Source organism: Citrobacter sp. Cpo126, assembly GCF_030332445.1.
In the GTDB taxonomy this organism is placed as follows: domain Bacteria; phylum Pseudomonadota; class Gammaproteobacteria; order Enterobacterales; family Enterobacteriaceae; genus Citrobacter; species Citrobacter portucalensis.
This window is the reverse complement of sequence record NZ_JAOWHT010000036.1, coordinates 191,971-213,549: the sequence shown is the minus strand read 5'-3', so window position 1 is coordinate 213,549 and position 21,579 is coordinate 191,971. Positions and strand designations below refer to the sequence as shown.

The 21,579-nt window shown below is 50.6% G+C and carries 25 protein-coding genes; 11 read left to right on the top strand and 14 right to left on the bottom strand.

The window, feature by feature from the left end:
• Window positions 1-319 precede the first annotated feature (319 nt).
• A complete protein-coding gene (locus OGY17_RS15440; RefSeq protein WP_118262469.1) occupies window positions 320-1,651 on the top strand; it encodes a sensor domain-containing diguanylate cyclase in 1,332 nt (443 codons plus the stop codon).
• Window positions 1,652-1,715: 64 nt separating this feature from the next.
• Here OGY17_RS15440 and mdtG read toward each other — a convergent pair whose 3' ends face one another.
• Both mdtG and OGY17_RS15430 read right to left on the bottom strand, forming a co-directional pair.
• Entirely contained in the window at window positions 1,716-2,936 is a 1,221-nt protein-coding gene (gene mdtG, locus OGY17_RS15435) for a multidrug efflux MFS transporter MdtG (RefSeq protein ID WP_008784348.1), read from the bottom strand.
• 155 nt (window positions 2,937-3,091) lie between these two features.
• Window positions 3,092-4,012, bottom strand: a complete 921-nt coding sequence (locus OGY17_RS15430) for a Kdo(2)-lipid IV(A) acyltransferase (RefSeq protein WP_003036136.1) — start codon at window positions 4,010-4,012, stop codon at window positions 3,092-3,094.
• Window positions 4,013-4,232: 220 nt separating this feature from the next.
• On the opposite strand from OGY17_RS15430, the gene trhO reads away from it, so the two are divergent.
• The gene (trhO, locus tag OGY17_RS15425; protein ID WP_003832128.1) at window positions 4,233-5,285 is read left to right on the top strand and encodes an oxygen-dependent tRNA uridine(34) hydroxylase TrhO; all 1,053 of its coding nucleotides are present in this window, start codon (window positions 4,233-4,235) and stop codon (window positions 5,283-5,285) included.
• Between the two features lie 45 nt (window positions 5,286-5,330).
• Here trhO and OGY17_RS15420 read toward each other — a convergent pair whose 3' ends face one another.
• The 9 genes from OGY17_RS15420 to mdtH all read right to left on the bottom strand — a co-directional run bounded on the left by OGY17_RS15420 (window position 5,331) and on the right by mdtH (window position 12,076).
• Complete coding sequence (locus OGY17_RS15420; protein ID WP_008784351.1) at window positions 5,331-5,906, bottom strand: YceI family protein; 576 nt, start codon at window positions 5,904-5,906, stop codon at window positions 5,331-5,333.
• A gap of 1 nt (window position 5,907) precedes the next feature.
• Window positions 5,908-6,474 carry a cytochrome b gene (locus OGY17_RS15415; RefSeq protein ID WP_008784352.1) on the bottom strand — a complete coding sequence of 189 codons (567 nt, stop codon included), beginning with the start codon at window positions 6,472-6,474 and terminating at the stop codon, window positions 5,908-5,910.
• Between the two features lie 262 nt (window positions 6,475-6,736).
• Window positions 6,737-6,850 carry a YceO family protein gene (locus OGY17_RS15410; protein WP_003036148.1) on the bottom strand — a complete coding sequence of 38 codons (114 nt, stop codon included), beginning with the start codon at window positions 6,848-6,850 and terminating at the stop codon, window positions 6,737-6,739.
• A 55-nt stretch (window positions 6,851-6,905) separates the two neighbouring features.
• Window positions 6,906-8,021, bottom strand: a complete 1,116-nt coding sequence (gene solA / locus OGY17_RS15405; protein ID WP_128317507.1) for an N-methyl-L-tryptophan oxidase — start codon at window positions 8,019-8,021, stop codon at window positions 6,906-6,908.
• Between the two features lie 113 nt (window positions 8,022-8,134).
• Window positions 8,135-8,389 (bottom strand): biofilm formation regulator BssS, encoded by a 255-nt coding sequence (gene bssS, locus OGY17_RS15400; RefSeq protein ID WP_003036154.1) that lies wholly within the window; start codon window positions 8,387-8,389, stop codon window positions 8,135-8,137.
• A gap of 340 nt (window positions 8,390-8,729) precedes the next feature.
• Window positions 8,730-8,975, bottom strand: a complete 246-nt coding sequence (dinI, locus tag OGY17_RS15395; protein ID WP_003036157.1) for a DNA damage-inducible protein I — start codon at window positions 8,973-8,975, stop codon at window positions 8,730-8,732.
• A 65-nt stretch (window positions 8,976-9,040) separates the two neighbouring features.
• Window positions 9,041-10,087, bottom strand: coding sequence for a dihydroorotase (gene pyrC / locus OGY17_RS15390; protein ID WP_286607743.1), 1,047 nt, complete (start codon window positions 10,085-10,087; stop codon window positions 9,041-9,043).
• 105 nt (window positions 10,088-10,192) lie between these two features.
• A complete protein-coding gene (locus tag OGY17_RS15385) occupies window positions 10,193-10,753 on the bottom strand; it encodes a lipoprotein (RefSeq protein WP_020996498.1) in 561 nt (186 codons plus the stop codon).
• Window positions 10,754-10,867: 114 nt separating this feature from the next.
• Window positions 10,868-12,076 (bottom strand): multidrug efflux MFS transporter MdtH, encoded by a 1,209-nt coding sequence (gene mdtH / locus OGY17_RS15380; RefSeq protein WP_003832142.1) that lies wholly within the window; start codon window positions 12,074-12,076, stop codon window positions 10,868-10,870.
• 259 nt (window positions 12,077-12,335) lie between these two features.
• Here mdtH and rimJ point away from each other — a divergent pair, with 259 nt between their 5' ends.
• The 4 genes from rimJ to murJ all read left to right on the top strand — a co-directional run bounded on the left by rimJ (window position 12,336) and on the right by murJ (window position 16,285).
• On the top strand, window positions 12,336-12,920 hold the full coding sequence (gene rimJ, locus OGY17_RS15375; RefSeq protein ID WP_100272651.1) for a ribosomal protein S5-alanine N-acetyltransferase: 585 nt from the start codon (window positions 12,336-12,338) through the stop codon (window positions 12,918-12,920).
• Window positions 12,921-12,954: 34 nt separating this feature from the next.
• Entirely contained in the window at window positions 12,955-13,602 is a 648-nt protein-coding gene (locus tag OGY17_RS15370; protein WP_020996497.1) for a YceH family protein, read from the top strand.
• A gap of 1 nt (window position 13,603) precedes the next feature.
• The gene (locus OGY17_RS15365; protein WP_032942955.1) at window positions 13,604-14,527 is read left to right on the top strand and encodes a Gfo/Idh/MocA family protein; all 924 of its coding nucleotides are present in this window, start codon (window positions 13,604-13,606) and stop codon (window positions 14,525-14,527) included.
• A gap of 222 nt (window positions 14,528-14,749) precedes the next feature.
• Window positions 14,750-16,285 (top strand): murein biosynthesis integral membrane protein MurJ, encoded by a 1,536-nt coding sequence (gene murJ / locus OGY17_RS15360; RefSeq protein ID WP_008784357.1) that lies wholly within the window; start codon window positions 14,750-14,752, stop codon window positions 16,283-16,285.
• Between the two features lie 85 nt (window positions 16,286-16,370).
• On the opposite strand, the gene flgN is transcribed toward murJ, so the two are convergent.
• The 3 genes from flgN to flgA all read right to left on the bottom strand — a co-directional run bounded on the left by flgN (window position 16,371) and on the right by flgA (window position 17,843).
• Window positions 16,371-16,793 (bottom strand): flagella biosynthesis chaperone FlgN, encoded by a 423-nt coding sequence (gene flgN, locus OGY17_RS15355; protein WP_003036178.1) that lies wholly within the window; start codon window positions 16,791-16,793, stop codon window positions 16,371-16,373.
• A 3-nt stretch (window positions 16,794-16,796) separates the two neighbouring features.
• A complete protein-coding gene (gene flgM, locus OGY17_RS15350; RefSeq protein ID WP_003832153.1) occupies window positions 16,797-17,090 on the bottom strand; it encodes a flagellar biosynthesis anti-sigma factor FlgM in 294 nt (97 codons plus the stop codon).
• Between the two features lie 93 nt (window positions 17,091-17,183).
• Complete coding sequence (flgA, locus tag OGY17_RS15345) at window positions 17,184-17,843, bottom strand: flagellar basal body P-ring formation chaperone FlgA (RefSeq protein ID WP_008784358.1); 660 nt, start codon at window positions 17,841-17,843, stop codon at window positions 17,184-17,186.
• 157 nt (window positions 17,844-18,000) lie between these two features.
• Here flgA and flgB point away from each other — a divergent pair, with 157 nt between their 5' ends.
• The 5 genes from flgB to OGY17_RS15320 are packed head-to-tail and all read left to right on the top strand — an operon-like array spanning window position 18,001 to window position 21,573.
• Entirely contained in the window at window positions 18,001-18,417 is a 417-nt protein-coding gene (flgB, locus tag OGY17_RS15340) for a flagellar basal body rod protein FlgB (protein ID WP_003036189.1), read from the top strand.
• A 3-nt stretch (window positions 18,418-18,420) separates the two neighbouring features.
• Window positions 18,421-18,825, top strand: coding sequence for a flagellar basal body rod protein FlgC (gene flgC / locus OGY17_RS15335; RefSeq protein ID WP_003036191.1), 405 nt, complete (start codon window positions 18,421-18,423; stop codon window positions 18,823-18,825).
• An 11-nt stretch (window positions 18,826-18,836) separates the two neighbouring features.
• Entirely contained in the window at window positions 18,837-19,535 is a 699-nt protein-coding gene (gene flgD, locus OGY17_RS15330; protein ID WP_008784359.1) for a flagellar hook assembly protein FlgD, read from the top strand.
• Between the two features lie 26 nt (window positions 19,536-19,561).
• Entirely contained in the window at window positions 19,562-20,797 is a 1,236-nt protein-coding gene (gene flgE, locus OGY17_RS15325; protein ID WP_286607740.1) for a flagellar hook protein FlgE, read from the top strand.
• Between the two features lie 20 nt (window positions 20,798-20,817).
• Window positions 20,818-21,573, top strand: coding sequence for a flagellar basal body rod protein FlgF (locus tag OGY17_RS15320; protein WP_003832161.1), 756 nt, complete (start codon window positions 20,818-20,820; stop codon window positions 21,571-21,573).
• Window positions 21,574-21,579 lie beyond the last annotated feature (6 nt).

Genomic DNA, 21,579 nt, shown 5'->3' with positions numbered 1-21,579 from the left:
TCATAACTTAATAAAAATAAAGAAGAAAATTAATGCACAATACGGAAGTGTCGCAGGGGCAATCAATGAAAGTGGCTAAACTTAGTGGTGTCTCTGGTAGTGACAAAGTATCTTTTGTGTATGGGGGCTGTGAATGGTGTGAGTGATACTTAAATAGTATACATAATAAAATATTATTAATGACAAAGGTTATAAATCTATAAGAAACCATTAAATAAGAAATGAATTAGTGTCATTGAATCTGTGCAGATATAATAGTTTGCAAAATCTTATGCTTTATTATATAAAATGCAAAATCAAGAAAGCCCTTAAGGTTGTTATGGATAACGGCAATTCAAATAATAGAAGGTTAATGGCTTTCTATATAATCTGTTTGGCTAGCTATGTTCTTGGTGGAGTGTGTCTTACACAATTTAAATTAACGATACAAAGTGTCCCGCAAACAGTATATCTGATTATAATTGTAGGGTTGTTCTTTTTATATGGGATAATCTTCCTGTTTATGTTATTCCAGTATCTTTGTAGAAAAGATCTCACCTGCCTCATGATATTAGGTATGGCGTTTCTTGGGAATAACATATTTTTCATCGAGACTATCTACATCGTTCAGGGCTTGATTAATGATTATGCCTCAATCGAAAAAAGAACTAACGACATAGCCATATTCTATTACTTTCGGCAGATTAGTTTCATCGCTCTGCTATTTGTTTCATTAAAATCTTATAAAGCATCCTCGACAGTTATTGAAACCAAAGAAAGAGAACCTTGCTATATCGTTCTGTCTTTTTTAATCATGCTTGTTATCTCAGTGGTGGCGCACGCTCTGGCCAGTTACAACCCTAATTTTACACTCGAGATCACAAGCCTGAAGCCTGATAATGTCACTGTGCACTGGCATATTGGGTACATTTATTCGCTTATTGTATCCTGGGGACTGGTCCTGTTGTATTTAATCATTAAAACCAGAACGCATAACATCTTGTGGAAAAGTATAGGGCTACTGTGTTGTTCAGCAATATTGACCAATGTACTACTTCTGAGCCTGGATGAATATAGCATGTATATTTGGTATGTAAGCCGGGGGATTGAGGTGATAAGTGCCCTGTGTATAATCTCAATACTGATGTACAACACCTTCATCATCTTAAAAAAAGAAACGGATTCAGCTATTAAAGACGCAATGACTAAAATATATAATCGTAAACTATTCTATAAGTCATTAAAATCATCATTAGCAAAAGGCGCAGTATGTGTAATGGTTCTGGATATTGATAAATTCAAACGGATTAACGATACCTACGGTCATCAGGAAGGTGACAGAGTGATAATCAGTATTGTTGATATTATCAATAAATCAATCAGAGATACGGATATTTTTGCCAGAGTAGGTGGCGAAGAATTTGCGATCCTTCTTAAGTGTAACGATAAAGATGAGGCAATTGTTGTTGCAGAGCGAATTAGGCGAAATGTAGAGAATGGTACGACAATACCAAACTCATATGAGTTAAAGGAAAAAATGACGATCAGTATCGGTGTATATTGCAGCAAAATTGATGATGAATCAGCGGATAAAGTTGTTTCATACGCCGATGCCGCATTGTATGAAGCCAAAAATTCTGGCAGAAATAAGGTGTGTTACTATTATCATTAAGGTTGAAATATACGCCGTGTAAGATAAGTTTATTATTCCGAACCGGCGAATACAAATACACAAATCATCCCACGACCTCTGTACTCCGACGACGGCGCAGGCTATTCCACGAGTACAGGGCGTTAAACAGTACGACGCCCGCGGTCACACAGAAAACGGCACGAAAACCGTAGTTGGCGGATATCGCTGCCCCCATTAGAGGTCCTGTTACGTTACCGATATCGCGAAATGACTGATTATAACTGAAAATACGTCCAGCTATTTGATTGGTCGAGTTGTAAACCAGCAGCGTTTGTACCGCCGGGAGCAGAGCGCCGTCGGCCGCACCCAATAAAAAGCGCAGAACACCAAGCTGCCAGGGCGTATGTACAAATGACATTGGAATAAGCAGTAACACAGAAACGATCAGCGCGACGAGCAGGATCTTCTCCGGGCCAATTCGATCGCCTAATCTGCCAAGTTTTGGGGCGCTGATTAATGCCGCAACGCCGGGGACAGAGGCTATCATCCCACTGATAAACGCAATATTGCTGACGTTGCCAGCCAACTCTCGAACGTACAGGGTCAGTATTGGCGCGATAGAACCGGTGGCTACCTGAATGATCAAAGTGGTGATAAACAGGCTCAGCACCAGTTTGGGGTTCTTTAAAGAGGCCACGACTTCACGAATGTGCAGCATCTCCTTCTTGCTCACCGGCTGGAAACGCTCGCGGATAAAAAATAGCGTCAGGATGAAGCAGACCAGCAGCACGCTGGCGGTGATGAAAAATACCGGGCGTAATCCGTACTGATCCGCGAGCAGCCCGCCAGCTAGCGGCCCGAGCAGTGCGCCACTAACGCCACCGGTTGAAAGCGTTCCCAGTGCCCAGCCGCTTTTATTGCGTGGAACCTGGGTGGCGATCAGTGCATTCGCATTGGGGATGAATCCACCAAGCAGCCCTAACAAGGCGCGCAGGATTAAGAACTGCCAGATATTTTGCGCCAGTCCCATCAGCAGCATCACAATTGCCATGCCCAACGCGGAACGCAGTAGCATGATTTTTCGTCCTTTGCGATCGGCAAGGCCACCCCAGAAAGGAGAGGCAATGGCTGAAAAGAGAAAGGTGATGCTGAAGACCAGGCCTGACCACATATTCAGGGCGCTATGACCCGTGACGCCGAGACTCTCGACGTAAAGAGGCAAAAAGGGCATGACCAGGCTAAATGCTGCTCCGGTTAAAAAACAACCTAACCAGGCAACGGTGAGGTTGCGTTTCCAGTTTATGGGGGCATCTGAGGGTGACATAGCGATCCGCAGTGTGATGCGCTGTTTGCGCTATCGATTGAATATAAGTAAGCAGGCTAATTATGCGCCTGGTTGATAGTTGCTGCAATGCGGATAGCAGTTAAACCTAAAACGGGTTGGGAGGGTGTTGCAGCCCACTGGACTGCAACACTGCGTCAGTACAGAGAAGGGGAGCCTTCAGGACGCGTCTTGAAGCGACGATGCAGCCACATATACTGCTCTGGCGCCATCATTATGCATTGCTCAACAATTTTGTTCATCCACGCAGCAGTGGTTTCTGCGTCGTCCAACGGTGGTGAGCATTCTGGAGGCAACATAATCAATTGATACCCTTTACCGTCAGGTTTGCGGCGGGGAACAAACGGTACCAGGCAGGCATTGGACATGCGCGAAAGCATCCAGGTCCCTGAGGTTGTTGCGGCTTGTTCAACGGCAAAAAGTGGTACAAACACGCTGGCGCGAGGGCCGTAATCATGATCCGGCGCGTACCAGACCACTTCGCCCTTTTTCAAGGCTTTAATCATCCCTTTCAGGTCTTTACGATCGAGCATTGATTTATTCGAGCGCATGCGGCCCCAGGTTTGTAGCCAGTCCAGCAGCGGATTGTCATTAGGGCGATACACACCAATACCCGGCTCCTGCAAGCCAAACTGGCGCGCACCCAGTTCCAGAGTCAGAAAGTGCAGACCCACTAACAGAATCCCGCGTTTTTGCGCCTGAACATCACGGATATGTTCCATTCCTATCACTTCCGTCCAGCGCGAAATACGCTTATCGGACCAAAACCAGGCCATCCCGGTTTCCATTACGCCCATGCCTACTGATTCAAAGTTCTTGACGACCATCTGCTGGCGTTCCTGCTCACTCATCTGCGGGAAGCACAGTTCCAGATTTCGGGAAACAATTTTTGCCCGACGTTTCATCAAACGTAGCGCCAGTCGACCTAATGCACAGCCCAACTTAAAGAGGATGGGGTAGGGTAACTGCACGATTAACCAAAGGATGCCAATACCCAGCCAGGTTAACCAATAGCGTGGATGCAGTAACGCAGCCGAAAACTTGGGTAAATTCGTCATGTCTATCCTGTCTTCAAACGACCAATTCCCTGTATTGTCGCATTTTTTCGCGCGTATCAAAAATTTGTGACGGGAGAACGGTGATTAATTCCGCAATTGTTGTTGCGATTTTATCGTGAAGTATGAAATGTAGCGTAAAATGTGTGGATGTAAATTGGCGATGTTTGCTTTATTATGCCGCCGATTTTCATTTATTCCTTATTTGCAGGATACGTACACCATGCCAGTGCTACACAACCGCATTTCGAACGACGCCCTCAAAGCCAAAATGCTGGCCGAGACCGAGCCGCGCACGACGATCTCATTCTATAAATATTTCACCATTGCCAATCCTCAGCACACGCGTGATGCGCTGTACCAGATGTTCACCGCATTGAACGTCTTCGGGCGAGTATATCTTGCCCATGAAGGAATTAACGCGCAAATCAGCGTACCGCAAAGCAACGTCGAGGCATTTCGCCAGCAGCTCTATGCGTTTGATGCTGCATTGAAGGATTTACGTCTGAATATTGCGCTGGATGATGACGGTAAATCGTTCTGGGTACTGCGTATGAAAGTCCGCGAACGTATCGTGGCGGATGGTATTGACGATCCAGACTTTGACGCCAGCAACGTGGGGGATTATCTCAAGGCTGCAGAAGTAAATGCCATGCTGGACGATCCTGAAGCGGTATTCATTGATATGCGCAACCACTATGAATATGAGGTGGGTCATTTCGAGAATGCGCTGGAGATCCCGGCAGACACGTTCCGCGACCAGTTGCCGAAAGCTGTTGAAATGATGCAGGCGCATAAAGATAAAAAAATCGTGATGTACTGCACGGGTGGGATCCGCTGTGAGAAAGCCAGCGCCTGGATGAAACACAATGGATTTAGCAAAGTCTGGCACATTGAGGGCGGTATTATTGAGTATGCCCGCAAGGCGCGTGAACAGGGACTTCCGGTACGTTTTGTCGGTAAAAACTTTGTCTTTGATGAGCGTATGGGCGAAAGGATCTCTGAAGATGTTATCGCGCATTGCCATCAGTGCGGCACGGCGTGCGATAGCCATACTAATTGCAAAAATGATGGCTGCCATCTGTTGTTTATTCAGTGCCCGGCTTGTGCGCAGAAATATAAAGGCTGCTGTAGCGAGCTGTGTAGCGAAGAGAGTGAGTTGCCGGAAGAGGAACAACGGCGTCGTCGTGCGGGACGTGAAAATGGCAATAAAATCTTCAATAAATCACGCGGTCACCTGAATACCAAACTGGGTATTCCAGACCCTGCGCAATAACATGATGCCGGATGAGGGGCAGAACCTCATCCGGTAATTCATGCGTTACTTCTGCTGAACACCTTCCACTGAGATGATCAAATCGACTTCCTGCGATGCAGGTCCGAGATCGGTGGTGATGTTGAAATCCTTCAGCTTAATCTTACCTTGCGCTTCAAAACCAGCGCGCGTACCGCCCCAGGGATCGCCACCCTGACCGATGAGCTTCGCGTCCAGCGTAACCGGTTTGGTAACGCCGTTCAGGGTCAAATTACCGCTGATATCTAGGTCATTCCCCTCTTTTTTCACGCTGGTGGAGCTGAAGGTCGCCTGCGGGAATTTTGCCACGTTAAGGAAATCTGCACTGCGCAGATGCTTGTCGCGTTCGGCGTGATTAGTGTCAACGCTGTTGGTGTTGATGGTTACGTTAACCTTATCGGCTGCGGGATTTTTCTCATCAAAGGTAAACGTACCGTCGAAATCTTTGAAAGTGCCGTACAGCCAGCTGTAACCCAGATGCTGAATACGGAAATTAACAAAGGCATGCTGTCCTTCCTTGTCAATTTTGTAATCTGCCGCCACGGCCGACCCGGTGGTGAATAAAAGAGAAGCGAGTGTAAGTCCCAGCAGGTTTTTTTTCATTTTAAGCTCCATAGTCAGATGACGATTTTCCCAACATGCGATTGAGGGTATCGTCGTTATCAATAAAGTGATGTTTCAGGGCCATCAGTCCGTGTAGTAGGGATAAAATCACCACGGTCCACGCAAGCCACAGGTGCAAGCTACCGGCGAGGTCGGCCTGGGAACCCGCATTGGCCAGGGTGGCGGGAATGTCGAACCAGCCAAAGACGCTTATCGCTTTGCCATCTGCGGTGGAAATCAGATATCCGCTGATGACTATTGAAAAGAGCAGCAAATAAAGTGCGAGGTGACCCATTGCCGCGGCGATACGGGTTAAACGGGAGTAGCTTGCCAACGCAGCAGGCGGAGGGGAGAACAACCGCCAGATAACGCGGATAACCAGTCCCATCATGAGTAGGATGCCGATGCTTTTATGCAGTTCGGGGGCCTGGTGATACCAGCCATCATAGTAGCTAAGCGTGACCATCCATAACCCCAACGCAAACATGCCATATACAGCAATCGCAATCAGCCAATGTAATGTGGCTGACACTACGCCATAGCGCTGTGGAGTATTATTGAATTGCATAAGTACACCGATTGATATTTCAGAAGTGAATGAAAATGGCGTGTAAAAGACATTAATGCAACTAATAAATAACAATAGTGATGATATTTATTTTTTGTTCAATTAAGTTGACTGATTGTTGAGGTAATCATCAAGGGATTAGTGCGAAAATATGTGGCGGGGCTTAGTCTATGGGATGTTATGGTTTTTGTTATTGTTCAGTTTATTGCAATGAAAATTAAGCTAATCTCAATTTTTGTCAATTATTGTCAGCGCGCAGGAATCAGAAAAACATAATATATATTACATCCATAATGGCCAGCAGTGACCATAAAATAATGTAGAGCATAAGATGCTCGCGAATATTATTAACCAGATAGTGAAAGATACGGCGCATTGACGTTATTCCTGTCATTAAAAATGGCCTCACCAACGAGGCCATTCATTTATTATCACTTAAAACGGCTTAGCCTGAAGGGGGTCAGGTCAAAGTCAGACGGTTTGTCCTGAGCGAAGTCTGCCGCAATCTCTCCCAGTACAGAGGCAAACTTAAAGCCATGTCCGCTCAGTCCGGTAATGATCAGCGTGTTGTCATGTTCCGGCAGAGTATCAATTATAAAGTCTTCATCTGGTGAATTATCGTAAGTGCAGGATGCGCCGTGCAGGCAACAGCCAACGCCAGGCAGAATTGTGCGCAGGAATGGGAAGGCTTCAGAACCGTCGCTGGCTACAGCGGCAAATGGCTTACGCTCTTCTGCAGAATGGATTACCTGTCCGCCATTGTGCTTACCAATTTTCAGCTCGTCGTTTTCAGCCGGGAAACCGTAGTATTGATCGCCATTTGGCAGCTCGCCGGTGAAAGCCGGGAAGTTATTCTTAACGCTGTAGCGCCCATCGGCCTGATACCAGGCGAACACTTTGCGCACCGGTTGTATCGGTAGTTCAGGGACTAAAGCCTGCACCCAGGTACCGGCGCTGATCACTGCTTTTTTCGCATGGTAGTCACCGTCAGCCGTTTCTACCGTGATGCCATCATCACCGTGATGAATTGCGCTGACCGGGCATTTAAACAGTTGCGCACAGCCTGCTTCTTCCGCCAGACGGATCCAGGTTTTAATTGCTAACTCACTGCGTAAAAAACCGGACTCCGCTTCAAACAGACCGATATAGTTGTCAGGTACGCGAATTTCCGGCCAGCGAGCCATGATGGCCGCTGCATCTAATTGTTCAACGTTAAGTTGCCACTGTTTTGCGCTTTGCGCTGCAGTTGCTATGAAGGTTGACTCTGCCGGACCGAGGTTGATAACTCCGGAGCGAACAAAAATCGGTTCTTCATTATGGGTGGACAGTTCATCCCACAATGTTTGCGCACGTAGCACCAGCGGAACGTATTTTTCGCCTTCGCCATAAGCATGACGAATTAATCGAGTATCGCCGTGGTGGCTGCCCTGTTGATGTGGTGGCATATGCGCATCGATCATCAGAACCTTCAGACCGGCACGAGTGGCATAGTATCCAGCTGCGGCGCCTACCGAACCGCTGCCAATAATGATTAAGTCGTATTTCATCCGCTTCTCTCTGCAATCGCGATAGTAGAAGGGTAAATAACTGACCTGGAATATTCAACCTGGAAATAAGAAAGGCACCGCTAAGGTGCCTTTGATGGTTGGATGTATCAGGTTTAATGTCGCTGATACTCATTTACCTGGTAATCGCCAGATTCAATTTTGGCGATTCCTGCTTCTAATATCGAAATAAATTGCCTGGCAACATCAGTGGTTAACCAGAGCGTTTGACCAACTTCAGTCCCATCCGGGTCAGGGCGGTTCGGGGTTTGGTAGTGCAAACGCAGCATCAGCGCATCGTAGCTATCAACAGTGCTGATGTCCCACCCTACAAGCGGATGAGTCTGAATGACTTCATTATTCTTTTCCATCATGCCCCCTAATTCGTGTTACTAGACAACGGTTTTCGAGGTTCAATGCGTTTTTTTCTGAAGCAACTTCAGTATATCAATAAATAAGGGTATTCATTGAAAATTTAAAGAGGGAAGGGCATAAAATTTTTGTTTTCAGCGTTATCTGACTAAGAAACCGACATGTTATTCATTTTTTTTTAGTATGTTGCACAATTATTTTGTTGTTTTGGTTAAAAGATAATCGGTGGGTTAATATTAAATTAAATGCTCGTCAGAAGAAATGCGCGATTGATTACAAGATAGCGTGTATAAAAAAGCCGGGGCGACCCGGCAAACAAACATCACTGCATATCATTATTTATTCGTTGATGAACCAGTCATCCGCGCTTTCCCAGGTTTCCTGTAGGATTTCGCTGATGCGTTCTTTGTCCTCTTTGGTCGCGCCAATAACCGACAGATTGTTTGCGCCGGCATAACGGACGGTAACGTTACCTTCGTTATCCGGAAAATGGTGCTGAATACGGCGGGAGAGTTCACCTGCCAGTGCGTCAATTGCACCGGCAGGTAAAGGTGAAGTTTTGGCAATAGTGACTTCAATACGCATAGTAGCCCCCTGTGGAATATACTGGTTATTTATACAGTTATTCGAATCGGTTGGCTACACTTTTTTTAGCTTTTTACTGACCAGCGTACCGTTTCGCCACCCAGGAAAGGCACCAGCGTATCGTCTTCCAACGCTATGCTCTCAGGAATCAGGTGCTCCACGCGTTCCAGCTCAATAAAGGTCTCATTTACCGGCAAACCATAGAACTGTGGGCCGTTGAGTGAGCAGAAGGCTTCGAAATGGTCCAGCGCATTCATCTCTTCAAACACGGTGGCATAGCTGCCTAGTGCGGTCGGTGCATTAAAGCATCCAGCACAGCCACAGCTTGACTCTTTGCGATGACGTGCGTGCGGCGCTGAGTCGGTACCGAGGAAGGCGCGCGTAAACCCGCTGGCAACCAGTTCACGCAGCGCCTGTTGGTGGACGTTACGTTTGAGGATCGGCAGGCAGTACAGGTGAGGACGAATCCCGCCAACCAGCATGTGGTTGCGGTTAAACATCAGGTGCTGTGGCGTAATAGTCGCTGCCAGATGCTCGTTACCGTCGCGCACGTATTCGGCAGCATCTTTGGTAGTGATATGCTCGAACACTACTTTCAGCGAGGTCAAACGCTGGCGCAGCGGTTCCATCACCGTTTCAATAAAGCGCGCTTCGCGATCGAAAATATCGATATCTGCATGCGTCACTTCGCCGTGCACCAGCAGCGGCATATCCAATTTTTCCATCCTCTCCAGCACCGGCATGATGGCGTCAATAGAGGTTACGCCATGCGTCGAGTTGGTGGTGGCATTGGCCGGATAGAGTTTTGCTGCGGTGAATACGCCTTCGTTAAATCCACGTTCCAGCTCGTTGGGATCCAGCGTATCCGTTAAGTAGCAGGTCATTAATGGTGTGAAGTCGTGTCCAGCAGGTACCGCGTCAAGAATGCGCTGGCGATAAGCGATAGCCGCGTCAACCGTGGTGACGGGCGGTGCCAGGTTCGGCATGACAATGGCGCGACCATAAATTTCACTGGTGTAGGGCACGACAGTTTTTAACATGTCGCCATCGCGAAAGTGAAGATGCCAGTCGTCTGGGCGGCGGATCTTTAAAACCTGGGATGGTGCAGTCATTAATATGCTCCGGCTGAGGATAGTCTTTTTTGCCGGAAACAAAGGATAAGCGGAAACGTTTTCGTTTGCACGAAAAAAAAGGGCGCATCGGCGCCCTCAGTTTTATTAGTCGGTGAACGGGATGATGATTTCCCCCGGTTTCACCTCAATTCCCTTCGCCAGTTTTTTCGCCAGTGCTTCACCCTGGCTACTGTCATCCTGCAGAATGTAGGCTGGCTGCTGGTTGAAATAGTTACGCAGCGACTGGTTTAAATAAGGCATCAGCGTTTGCAGTACCGACTGCATTTTTTCTGGTGTAACGGTCGCATCCACGACTTCCATCTCTTGCAGATAAATTGCGCCTTTCTCTTTGTTGAATACCGGTAAGGCTTTTAACTTCAGCTTCATGGTCGCTTTTTGGCTGCCAAACAGGGAATTCATGTCCAGGTTGGCATCACCGGTCAGCGTCACTTTATTGGGTTCTTCACGGCCAATCTGACTGGCGAGATTATTTAGTACGATGTGTGCTTCAGCAACGCCGGGCAAGCCGATATCTTTAGAAAAGTTATTATGCTTTGCCAGGGCCTGATTAATTTCTTGCTCGCTAACCGTGTATTGCGTGAGTTGATTACAACCAACCAACAGGCCGCTGACAATCAGTGCAGCGGCAAAAAAAAACTTTTTCATGGGGTTCCTCAACATGATGCATGTGGCGTAATCGTGACACAAAGCATCATCGAGTACCAGCGCCCCGGACGCCAGCAGAAAAAACTGAAAAGCGCCCGGACGCAGGTTCGGCTATCAGGCGTCTGGCTCCAGCATGCCTCTCGTTGGGCGTTTGAGACTGAATTGCCAGCCCAGCGCCAGGAAGGTGATGAGGCCGATAATACCGAGCATCATCCAGGGCAACTCAGGCTGTGCCAGGGCTTTGCCCATGTCAAACAGCCAGCCGCCGCCGATATATCCAATTGCGCCGCCGATAGCGAGCCCCAGTCGACTGAAGCCCATATAGCTTCCTCTGGCACGTGCATTCGCCAGTGAGGCGCTAAGGGTTTCACGCGCGGGTTCGGCGATGATCGAGCCAATATAGAACGTACAGATCAGGGTGAACAACTGCTGCAAATTCCCCACCAGACCGATCGGCATCATGCTCAGAGACATCACCAGCAGACCGGCCATCAGACGATGTTCAAGGCGAAAACGTTTTTCACTCCAGCGGGCAATTGGGTAGAGCAGCGTCAATGAGAGGCATGCCTCGATGGCATACATCCATTTCACAGCGGCCGGTGAACCTGCGATGTCGTTCACCATGATTGGCAGCATCAGCATCACCTGTACCGCCAGCATGTAATAGCCCGCCAGTGTCAGCACATAGGTGACAAAGCGCTTGTCATGCATCACGTGGCTCATCCCTTCGCGCACTGGAATTTTCACTGTCGACAGCTTCCATGCCGGGAGCAGCCAGGCGTTAAACGCCGCGCACAGAACGAACAAAATTGCGCCGGTGGCACAGACAAGACGGAAATCGTATTGCAATAACCAACTGCCAAGCAACGCGCCAACCACGGCCCCGGCGCTATCCTGCATCATCAGAATAGAGAAAAAGCGCCCGCGCTTTTCCGGTCGGATCAGTTTAACCACCAGCGCCGAACGGGGTGGGTCGAATAGTGTACCGCCCAGTCCGGAGAGAAAGCAGGAAAACCACAGCAGCCACGGCTCATGGGCAATGCCCATGGTGGCGAACCCGGCAGCGCGCATCAGCATGCCGGTGACGATCATCGGTTTTGCACCGAAACGGTCCGCAATAGCACCGCCGAAAATACCCAACCCCTGCTGGATAAATTGACGTAATCCTAGTGCAATACCGACCATCACGGCGGCCCAGCCCATTTGGTCGACGAAACGAATTGAGATCAGCGGGAAAACGACGAAGAAACCCAGCACGACCAGCATATTATCGATGAGAAGGAAGTATTTACCCAGGTTCCTTGCCTGCGAGACTTGCGACATTTCCCCTCCAGGGAAAAACTCGTCACTCTGGATAGAGTTTAAAAGATAAGCACCTCCTATTCTGCGGTGTCGTCATCGCTTTTCCCACCCTTCGCGGGACAATATTTTTTTATCAAAAGTCCGTCTTGATAGAGAGTTTTCATCAAAATGTGTGAATAATTCAAAAAATGGCATTTTGCTCTTTTCACAGGGCGTATTCGCACAGGTATAGTAATGCGAATAGCGTATTGAAGACGTTACGGGAAGGAGTAGGTATAGAATGTTTGGCTATCGCAGTAACGTGCCAAAAGTGCGCTTAACCACCGACCGCATGGTCGTGCGTTTAGTGCATGAGCGTGATGCCTGGCGTCTGGCAGATTATTACGCAGAAAATCGTCATTTCTTAAAACCCTGGGAACCTATTCGCGATGAAAGCCACTGCTATCCGTCCGGCTGGCAGGCGCGTCTGAGCATGATCTCTGAGTTTCATAAACAGGGCACCGCCTATTATTTTGCGCTGCTCGATCCGGACGAAAAAGAGATTATCGGCGTTGCGAACTTCTCAAACGTGGTGCGGGGATCCTTCCATGCCTGTTATCTCGGCTACTCCATTGCGCAGAAATGGCAGGGGCAGGGGCTAATGTATGAAGCCTTAACCTCGGCCATCCGTTATATGCAGCGCACGCAGCATATTCACCGCATTATGGCTAACTACATGCCACATAATAAGCGCAGCGGTGACCTGCTGGCGCGACTGGGTTTTGAAAAAGAAGGGTATGCCAAAGACTACCTGCTGATTGACGGGCAGTGGCGCGATCACGTGCTGACGGCGTTGACCACATCAGAATGGACCCCCGGCCGCTAAGTTTCAGATGCAGCCATGATTAATGGAGAAGACGATGAAATACGAATTAACCGCCACCGAAGCACGAGTGATTGGCTGTTTATTAGAAAAACAAGTGACCACGCCGGAACAGTACCCACTCTCCGTTAATGGAGTCGTAACAGCCTGCAATCAAAAAACGAATCGTGAACCGGTGATGAACCTGTCGGAATCGGACGTGCAGGAGCAGTTGGATAACCTGGTTAAGCGACATTTTCTGCGCACGGTGAGCGGTTTTGGCAATCGCGTCACGAAATATGAGCAGCGTTTCTGCAACTCTGAATTTGGCAATCTGAAGCTTAGTGCCGCAGAGGTGGCCATAATCACCACACTGCTGCTGCGGGGCGCTCAGACGCCTGGTGAACTGCGTAGCCGCGCATCCCGTATGTACGAATTCAGCGATATGGCCGAAGTGGAGTCGACGCTGGAAAATCTGGCGAACCGGGAAGATGGGCCTTATGTGATCCGCCTGGCGCGTGAGCCGGGCAAACGTGAAAGTCGCTATATGCACCTGTTTTGTGGTGAGGTTGATGAAGCCATTGCCGCGGCAGATGAACCCCCTGTAGCCTCCGGTGATCTGCAGGCGCGCGTGGAAGCGCTGGAAACGGAAGTCGCAGAGCTTAAGCAGCGACTTGATTCCTTGCTGGCGCACCTGGGAGACTAACGTGAAAAAATTACGTATCGGCGTAGTCGGCCTGGGAGGTATTGCACAAAAGGCCTGGCTACCCGTGCTAGGCACCTCCGCGGACTGGACGCTGCAAGGCGCATTTTCACCTTCACGCGATAAAGCACAGCGTATCTGTGACACCTGGCGAATACCCTACGTGGATTCATTGAAGAATCTGGCGCAAACCTGCGACGCGGTTTTCGTCCATTCCAGTACCGCGACGCACTATGCGGTAGTTAGTGAATTGCTGAATGCCGGAGTTCACGTGTGTGTGGATAAACCGCTGGCGGAAAACCTGCACGAGGCTGAGCAACTGGTCGAGCTGGCCGCGCGGAAAAAACTCACGCTGATGGTCGGGTTTAACCGTCGATTTGCACCGCTGTACCAGGATCTCAAAACCCAGTTGGGCACCGCAGCGTCAGTACGTATGGATAAGCACCGTACGGATAGCGTTGGGCCGCACGATCTGCGCTTCACTCTGCTGGACGACTATCTGCACGTGGTCGATACCGCTTTGTGGCTGGCGGGAGGGCAGGCGCAGTTAAATAACGGCACGCTGCTGACCAATGAATCTGGTGCGATGCTCTACGCCGAGCATCATTTTTCTGTCGGTCAAATGCAGATAACGACCAGTATGCATCGCCGTGCCGGTAGCCAGCGCGAGAGCGTGCAGGCGGTGACGGACGGCGGCCTGATTGACGTCACTGATATGCGGGAATGGCGGGAGGAGCGTGGGCAAGGTGTTGTTCATAAGCCGATAGCGGGCTGGCAAACGACCTTAGAACAGCGTGGTTTTGCCGGATGTGCGCGTCATTTCATTGAGTGCGTGCAAAATCAGACGGTTCCCCAGACGGCAGGCGAGCAGGCGCTACTGGCCCAGCGTGTTGTTGAAAAGCTGTGGCGGGAGGCGATGGCTGAATAACCCCCTGTAACATCTGGCGGTAGTAATTCATTGTAATCCAGGTACTATATGCCCACTCAAAATAACACCTCTTTTCAACCATAGGCTGGTTTGTCGGCCTGATAAGGTGCCAGGGTGTCGCCATCAGGCACAGCAAAAGTGTCGGATGGCGGCGAGAATGCCTTATCCGACCTACGGGCAGGTTTGTCGGGGTTTTGCCTCAGAGTCTGGAATACAACATAGATGAATTTATTAAAGTCGCTGGCAGCCGTCAGCTCGATGACGATGTTTTCACGTGTGCTGGGTTTTGCGCGTGATGCGATTGTCGCCAGAATCTTTGGTGCAGGGATGGCGACAGATGCCTTTTTTGTGGCATTCAAACTTCCTAACCTGTTGCGCCGAATTTTTGCCGAAGGCGCATTTTCGCAGGCATTTGTGCCGATTCTTGCTGAGTACAAAAGCAAGCAGGGGGAAGATGCTACCCGCGTGTTTGTTGCCTACGTTTCCGGACTGTTGACGCTGGCGCTGGCCGTGGTGACGGTAGCCGGGATGTTGGCTGCGCCATGGGTGATATTAGTCACCGCGCCGGGATTTGCCGACACAGCGGATAAATTTGCGCTGACCACTCAACTGCTGCGGATCACTTTTCCCTATATTCTACTGATTTCACTGGCCTCACTCGTTGGTGCGATCCTTAATACCTGGAACCGCTTTTCCATTCCTGCGTTTGCCCCGACCTTTCTGAATATCAGCATGATCGGCTTCGCGCTATTTGCGGCACCCTATTTTAACCCGCCGGTGCTGGCGCTGGCGTGGGCCGTTACGGTTGGTGGCGTGCTACAGCTGATTTATCAGCTTCCGCACTTGAAGAAAATTGGCATGCTGGTGCTGCCGCGCGTGAACTTCCGTGATGCGGGGGCGATGCGTGTCGTCAAGCAAATGGGCCCGGCGATCCTTGGGGTATCGGTCAGCCAGATTTCACTGATCATCAATACGATTTTCGCCTCGTTTCTGGCCTCTGGCTCAGTTTCATGGATGTATTATGCCGACCGTCTGATGGAGTTTCCGTCCGGTGTTCTGGGCGTGGCGCTGGGGACTATCCTGCTGCCATCGCTGTCCAAAAGCTTTTCCAGCGGTAATCATGATGAATATTGTCGCCTGATGGACTGGGGCCTGCGCTTGTGTTTCCTGTTGGCATTACCGAGTGCCGTAGCGTTGGGTATTCTGGCCAAACCGCTGACGGTGTCTCTGTTCCAGTACGGTAAATTTACCGCCTTTGATGCCGCGATGACCCAGCGTGCGCTGGTGGCGTACTCGGTAGGTTTGATTGGCTTGATCGTGGTGAAAGTGTTGGCTCCGGGCTTTTACTCGCGCCAGGATATTAAAACGCCAGTGAAGATTGCCATTGTGACGCTGATTATGACCCAGGTGATGAACCTGGCGTTTATCGGGCCGTTAAAGCATGCCGGATTGTCGCTGTCGATTGGTCTGGCGGCATGTCTGAACGCTTCACTGCTGTACTGGCAACTGCGGAAACAGAAAATCTTTACCCCACAACCGGGCTGGACCTGGTTCCTGGCGCGTCTGGTGATTTCCGTGCTGGTGATGTCTGCGGTGCTGGTTGGGATGCTCTACATCATGCCGGATTGGTCGCAGGGAACGATGTTGTGGCGTCTGCTGCGTCTGATGGCGGTCGTGGTGGCAGGTATTGCCGCTTACTTCGCAGCACTCGCCGTACTGGGCTTTAAAGTAAAAGAGTTTGTGCGCCGGACGGCGTAATGGATCAATGCCGGATGGCGGCATAACGCCGTATCCGGCCTACAAAAGGCGTAGGCCTGATAAGCAAAACGTTATCAGGCTGACATCAAATAGAGAATTTTTTCCCGCCGCGGTGCGCAGCAGAGGTTTGACCGTTTGCGCCATACAACGCCGGTTCCTGGTGCGGTTTCAGCACTTGTATTGCTTGTTGATTACGCTCGATCTGCCCTTCCAGCAGCCAACCGTTGTGCTGGTTGAGGTCGCGTAAATGCTGTGTTTTCTTGGTGATAGTCTGCCAGCGTTCAGCAATCTCATCATTGGCGCTGCGCGTGGCGTCATGTTCCAGGCGGCGCTGCTGCTCAAGATAATCAAGGGTTGCCAGCAAGGAGCTTTTTTCTTCTGTAATACGCTGTAGCTGGCTGCCGTTGATATGCCCTGCGGAAAGCTGCTGCTGTTCAGCATCCATTACCGTTTTCAGGTCATTGAGGACGGTCGTCATCTGGTCAAGTATTTCTGACAAACGAGTCATACTTTATTTACTCTGTAGGTAGCTCTGCGCCTCGCGAATCAGCGAGTCGGCAATTTTTCCGGTATCCATTTTCAATTCACCGTTACGGATTGCGGTTTTCAGTGCTTCCACACGTTCCATATTGATGTCATTGGTGCCGGGCTGCATCAGTTTGGCCTGAGCGTCGCTCAGCATGACGCTGGTGCTGGTGGTCGCGGTGGTTTTTTCCTTCCGCGCTTTTTGCACCGGCGCATCGCTGGTTTCACGCGGCTGAACGGTGCTTACTGGCTTCAATGGTGAGGTACGATCAATGCTCATTTTATTTTTCCTCATCGAGGGGTTACGCTATAGCGGCCCGCTGTAATCATTGGTTGTTTATCTATCGGCACACGCTAAAAAATCTTTAACCTATTATAGGTTAATAAGAATATTCCCATCAGAATCGACGACGCCGCTCACCACCTGGCCTGAAATCATCCGCACTCGCGCATTCTGTGCGACAGCGGCGTTGTTCAGCGCTTTACCTTCGGCATTGACCCGAAAGCCATCTCCGTTAGCAATTACCAGCACGCGCTGACCGGCCTTGATCCGCCATGCCTGGCGCAACATCGAAAGCTGTATCGGTTGGCCCGGCACCAGATCGCGCAGGCTCACTGCATCCTGCACCTGACTCATATCCAGCACCGCGCGCGGCGGTAGTTGGTCCAGTCGACCACGTTTCAGCGTTACGCTGGCTGGGGTCAAGGTGCTACCTCGCGCTACGGACGCAGCGGCAACAACGTAGTTTCCCGTCGCCTGCACGTTCACTTGCAGATAACGTTTTTCGTTGGCACAGCGGGCCAGCACATTCACATTGCCCCACAGTTTCGCGCTACCTGACACGCTTAATGCTGGTTGTTCGCAGTTGGGCAATAAGTTTGGTGACGTTCGGATAGTGACCACCACCTCATCGCTAAATCCGGCCAGGCGCTGGGAAAACCATGCCGTTAGCTGCGAATTCAGGTCTTGCGCCAGCGTCATAGGGCTGAACAGCAGTGCTGCCACGACTATTCCACGTTTAAACGTTTGCATCAAAACCTCGCGCTTTTTCAGGTAGTGGCAGGATTTTACCTGTGTGACGCAGTCATCAACGCAACAAATAGCGACGCATTTTGCGTTTATTCCGGCGATAACGCGCGCGTAATGGGATTTAAGCTGTCGGCTGAATTTTGTCATTTGCGGAGGAGATATGCTCGATAAGCTCGACGCCGCCTTACGTTTTCAACAGGAAGCGCTGAATTTGCGCGCCCAACGCCAGGAAATATTGGCGGCCAACATTGCCAATGCCGACACGCCGGGGTACCAGGCGCGCGATCTGGATTTCGCCAGTGAATTAAAAAAAGTCATGGTGCGAGGACGGGAAGAAACCGGCGGCGTTTCGTTGACGCTGACCTCTGCACAACACATCCCAGCCCAGACCGTTTCTGCGCCGTCTACGGAGCTGCTCTACCGTATTCCTGACCAGCCGTCTCTTGATGGCAACACGGTAGATATGGACCGGGAGCGCACGCAATTTGCAGACAACAGCCTCAAATATCAAATGGGGCTGACGGCGCTGGGTGGACAAATCAAAGGCATGATGAACGTGCTGCAAGGAGGGAACTAATTCGTGGCGCTGTTAAATATTTTTGATATCGCAGGTTCTGCGCTGACGGCTCAGTCTAAACGCCTGAACGTCGCGGCCAGCAACATGGCGAATGCGGATAGCGTCAGCGGACCCGACGGTCAGCCGTATCGCGCGAAGCAGGTTGTTTTTCAGGTAGATGCTGCGCCAGGTGCGGCAACCGGTGGCGTAAAAGTTGCTGACGTCATTGAAAGTCAGGCGCCGGATAAGCTGGTTTATGAACCCGGTAATCCGCTGGCCGATGCGAACGGCTACGTAAAAATGCCGAATGTGGACGTTGTTGGCGAGATGGTCAACACCATGTCTGCCTCACGTAGCTACCAGGCAAACGTCGAAGTGCTCAACACCGTGAAAAGCTTGATGCTTAAAACGCTGACGCTAGGCCAGTAAAGGAGGCGCACATGTCTATTGCTGTAAAAATGAATGACCCGAGCACGACGGGAGTTAATGCCGCCACGGGGAACAGCTCCCTGACGGGCAGCAACGCCGCTGACCTGCAAAGCAGCTTTCTTACGCTGCTGGTTGCACAACTGAAAAACCAGGACCCTACCAACCCGCTGCAAAACAACGAACTGACTACCCAGTTGGCGCAAATCAGTACCGTGAGCGGGATTGAGAAACTGAACACCACGTTAGGGTCGATCTCCGGGCAGATCGACAACAGTCAGTCGCTGCAGGCCAGTACGCTGATTGGCCACGGTGTCATGATCCCGGGTACCACCATCCTGACCGGTAAAGGGACAGAAGAGGGTGCCAAAACCACGACAACACCATTTGGAATTGAGCTGCAGCAACCGGCAGATAAGGTTACCGCAACCATTACCGATAAAGACGGCAAAGTGGTGCGCACCATTGACATTGGCGGGTTGAAAGCAGGCGTTCATACCTTCACCTGGGACGGCACCATGACCGATGGCACGGATGCACCAAGCGGTTCTTACAACGTGTCAATTGCTGCCAGTAATGGCGGAACGCAACTGGTGGCCCAGCCGCTTCAGTTTGCGCTGGTGCAGGGCGTTATTCGCAGTAACGGCGGTAATACGCTGGATCTGGGCACCTATGGAACCACCACCCTCGACGAAGTACGGCAGATAATTTAAGCCTTCACACTTATCAGGAGTAAGTCATGGCCTTTTCTCAAGCGGTCAGCGGTCTGAACGCTGCAGCGACCAACCTCGATGTCATTGGTAACAACATCGCCAACTCCGCCACCTACGGTTTTAAATCTGGCACGGCATCTTTTGCCGATATGTTTGCCGGTTCGAAAGTCGGTTTGGGCGTTAAAGTTGCGGGTATTACTCAGGACTTTACCGACGGTACGACCACCAACACCGGACGTGGTCTGGATGTTGCTATCAGCCAGAACGGTTTTTTCCGTATGGTAGACAGCAACGGTTCCGTTTTCTACAGCCGTAACGGTCAGTTCAAGCTCGATGAAAACCGCAATATCGTTAACATGCAGGGGCTGCAGCTGACGGGCTATCCGGCTACCGGTACACCGCCAACCATACAGCAGGGTGCGAACCCGGCACCGATCACTATCCCGAATACGCTGATGGCGGCTAAATCAACCACCACTGCGTCAATGCAGGTCAACCTGAACTCCACTGACAAAGTGCCAGCCAAGACCCCGTTTAATCCAAGCGATGCGGATTCCTACAACAAAAAAGGCACCGTTACCGTTTTCGATAGCCAGGGTAACGCCCATGACATGAACATTTTTTATGTCAAAAACGCAGAGAGCAACACCTGGGAAATTCGCACTCAGGATGCTTCAACTGGCGAAGCTGCAAAATCAGCCGGGTTTATGAAGTTTAACAACAATGGCGCGTTTTTAGGGATGAGCGCCACGGCAACTGGGACGCCAGCAGGAACGGATATCAAAATTACAACCGGTCCGATCAATGGCGCAGTTCCGGCGAACTTCTCCCTGAGCTTCCTGAACTCCATGCAGCAGAACACCGGTGCCAACAACATCGTTGCCACGAATCAGAACGGCTACAAGCCGGGCGATCTGGTGAGCTACCAGATTAACAATGACGGTACGGTGGTCGGTAACTACTCCAATGAACAGCAACAGGTTCTGGGGCAGATCGTGCTGGCAAACTTTGCCAACAACGAAGGTCTGGCGTCTCAGGGCGATAACGTTTGGGCGGCGACTCAGTCTTCCGGCGTGGCGCTGCTGGGTACCGCAGGCGAAGGCAACTTCGGCAAGCTGACCAACGGTGCGCTGGAAGCGTCAAACGTGGATTTGAGTAAAGAACTGGTGAATATGATTGTCGCCCAGCGTAACTATCAGTCGAACGCGCAGACCATCAAAACCCAGGATCAGATCCTCAACACGCTGGTCAACCTGCGCTAAGCGCCTGACGGGATGGCTTAATGGATCACGCAATTTATACCGCCATGGGCGCGGCCAGTCAGACGCTGAATCAACAGGCGGTGACGGCCAGCAACCTGGCAAACGCCTCCACGCCAGGGTTTCGTGCGCAGCTCAATGCACTGCGCGCGGTTCCTGTAGAAGGATTGTCTTTACCGACGCGTACGCTGGTGGTGGCCTCCACGCCGGGGGCTGATATGACGCCCGGTCAGATGGACTATACCTCCCGCCCGCTGGATGTGGCGCTGCAACAGGATGGCTGGTTGGCTGTGCAGACCGCAGACGGTAGCGAAGGATATACCCGTAACGGCGCTATTCAGGTAAGTCCAACGGGTGAACTGACTATTCAGGGACACCCGGTAATTGGCGAAGCCGGACCGATAGCCGTACCAGAAGGCTCGGAAGTCACCATTGCGGCGGACGGGACAATTTCTGCACTTAACCCAGGCGATCCGGCTAATACGGTCGCGCCAGTGGGACGGTTGAAGTTGGTGAAGGCTACAGGGCTTGAAGTGCAACGTGGCGATGACGGTATGTTCCGTCTGACCCAGGCCGCGCAGGCTACCCGCGGTGCAACGTTACAGGCCGACCCCAGCATCCGTGTGATGTCGGGCGTGCTGGAAGGCAGTAACGTTAAACCGGTTGCTGCGATGAGCGACATGATCGCCAACGCCCGCCGCTTTGAAATGCAGATGAAAATTATCAGTAGCGTGGATGATAACGCGGGCCGCGCCAACCAACTGCTGTCGATGAGTTAATACAGG

Bases quoted from the DNA above. Each gene is read 5' to 3' on its own strand.
- mdtG (WP_008784348.1), bottom strand. From the start codon at position 2,936: ATGTCACCCTCAGATGCCCCCATAAACTGGAAACGCAACCTCACCGTT.
- flgB (WP_003036189.1), top strand. From the start codon at position 18,001: ATGCTCGATAAGCTCGACGCCGCCTTACGTTTTCAACAGGAAGCGCTG.
- OGY17_RS15370 (WP_020996497.1), top strand. From the start codon at position 12,955: ATGAAATACGAATTAACCGCCACCGAAGCACGAGTGATTGGCTGTTTA.
- dinI (WP_003036157.1), bottom strand. From the start codon at position 8,975: ATGCGTATTGAAGTCACTATTGCCAAAACTTCACCTTTACCTGCCGGT.
- mdtH (WP_003832142.1), bottom strand. From the start codon at position 12,076: ATGTCGCAAGTCTCGCAGGCAAGGAACCTGGGTAAATACTTCCTTCTC.
- OGY17_RS15320 (WP_003832161.1), top strand. From the start codon at position 20,818: ATGGATCACGCAATTTATACCGCCATGGGCGCGGCCAGTCAGACGCTG.
- OGY17_RS15385 (WP_020996498.1), bottom strand. From the start codon at position 10,753: ATGAAAAAGTTTTTTTTTGCCGCTGCACTGATTGTCAGCGGCCTGTTG.
- flgM (WP_003832153.1), bottom strand. From the start codon at position 17,090: ATGAGCATTGATCGTACCTCACCATTGAAGCCAGTAAGCACCGTTCAG.
- flgD (WP_008784359.1), top strand. From the start codon at position 18,837: ATGTCTATTGCTGTAAAAATGAATGACCCGAGCACGACGGGAGTTAAT.
- OGY17_RS15415 (WP_008784352.1), bottom strand. From the start codon at position 6,474: ATGCAATTCAATAATACTCCACAGCGCTATGGCGTAGTGTCAGCCACA.
- OGY17_RS15440 (WP_118262469.1), top strand. From the start codon at position 320: ATGGATAACGGCAATTCAAATAATAGAAGGTTAATGGCTTTCTATATA.
- solA (WP_128317507.1), bottom strand. From the start codon at position 8,021: ATGAAATACGACTTAATCATTATTGGCAGCGGTTCGGTAGGCGCCGCA.
- OGY17_RS15430 (WP_003036136.1), bottom strand. From the start codon at position 4,012: ATGACGAATTTACCCAAGTTTTCGGCTGCGTTACTGCATCCACGCTAT.
- bssS (WP_003036154.1), bottom strand. From the start codon at position 8,389: ATGGAAAAGAATAATGAAGTCATTCAGACTCATCCGCTTGTAGGGTGG.
- flgA (WP_008784358.1), bottom strand. From the start codon at position 17,843: ATGCAAACGTTTAAACGTGGAATAGTCGTGGCAGCACTGCTGTTCAGC.
- flgE (WP_286607740.1), top strand. From the start codon at position 19,562: ATGGCCTTTTCTCAAGCGGTCAGCGGTCTGAACGCTGCAGCGACCAAC.
- OGY17_RS15410 (WP_003036148.1), bottom strand. From the start codon at position 6,850: ATGCGCCGTATCTTTCACTATCTGGTTAATAATATTCGCGAGCATCTT.
- murJ (WP_008784357.1), top strand. From the start codon at position 14,750: ATGAATTTATTAAAGTCGCTGGCAGCCGTCAGCTCGATGACGATGTTT.
- trhO (WP_003832128.1), top strand. From the start codon at position 4,233: ATGCCAGTGCTACACAACCGCATTTCGAACGACGCCCTCAAAGCCAAA.
- pyrC (WP_286607743.1), bottom strand. From the start codon at position 10,087: ATGACTGCACCATCCCAGGTTTTAAAGATCCGCCGCCCAGACGACTGG.
- flgN (WP_003036178.1), bottom strand. From the start codon at position 16,793: ATGACTCGTTTGTCAGAAATACTTGACCAGATGACGACCGTCCTCAAT.
- rimJ (WP_100272651.1), top strand. From the start codon at position 12,336: ATGTTTGGCTATCGCAGTAACGTGCCAAAAGTGCGCTTAACCACCGAC.
- OGY17_RS15420 (WP_008784351.1), bottom strand. From the start codon at position 5,906: ATGAAAAAAAACCTGCTGGGACTTACACTCGCTTCTCTTTTATTCACC.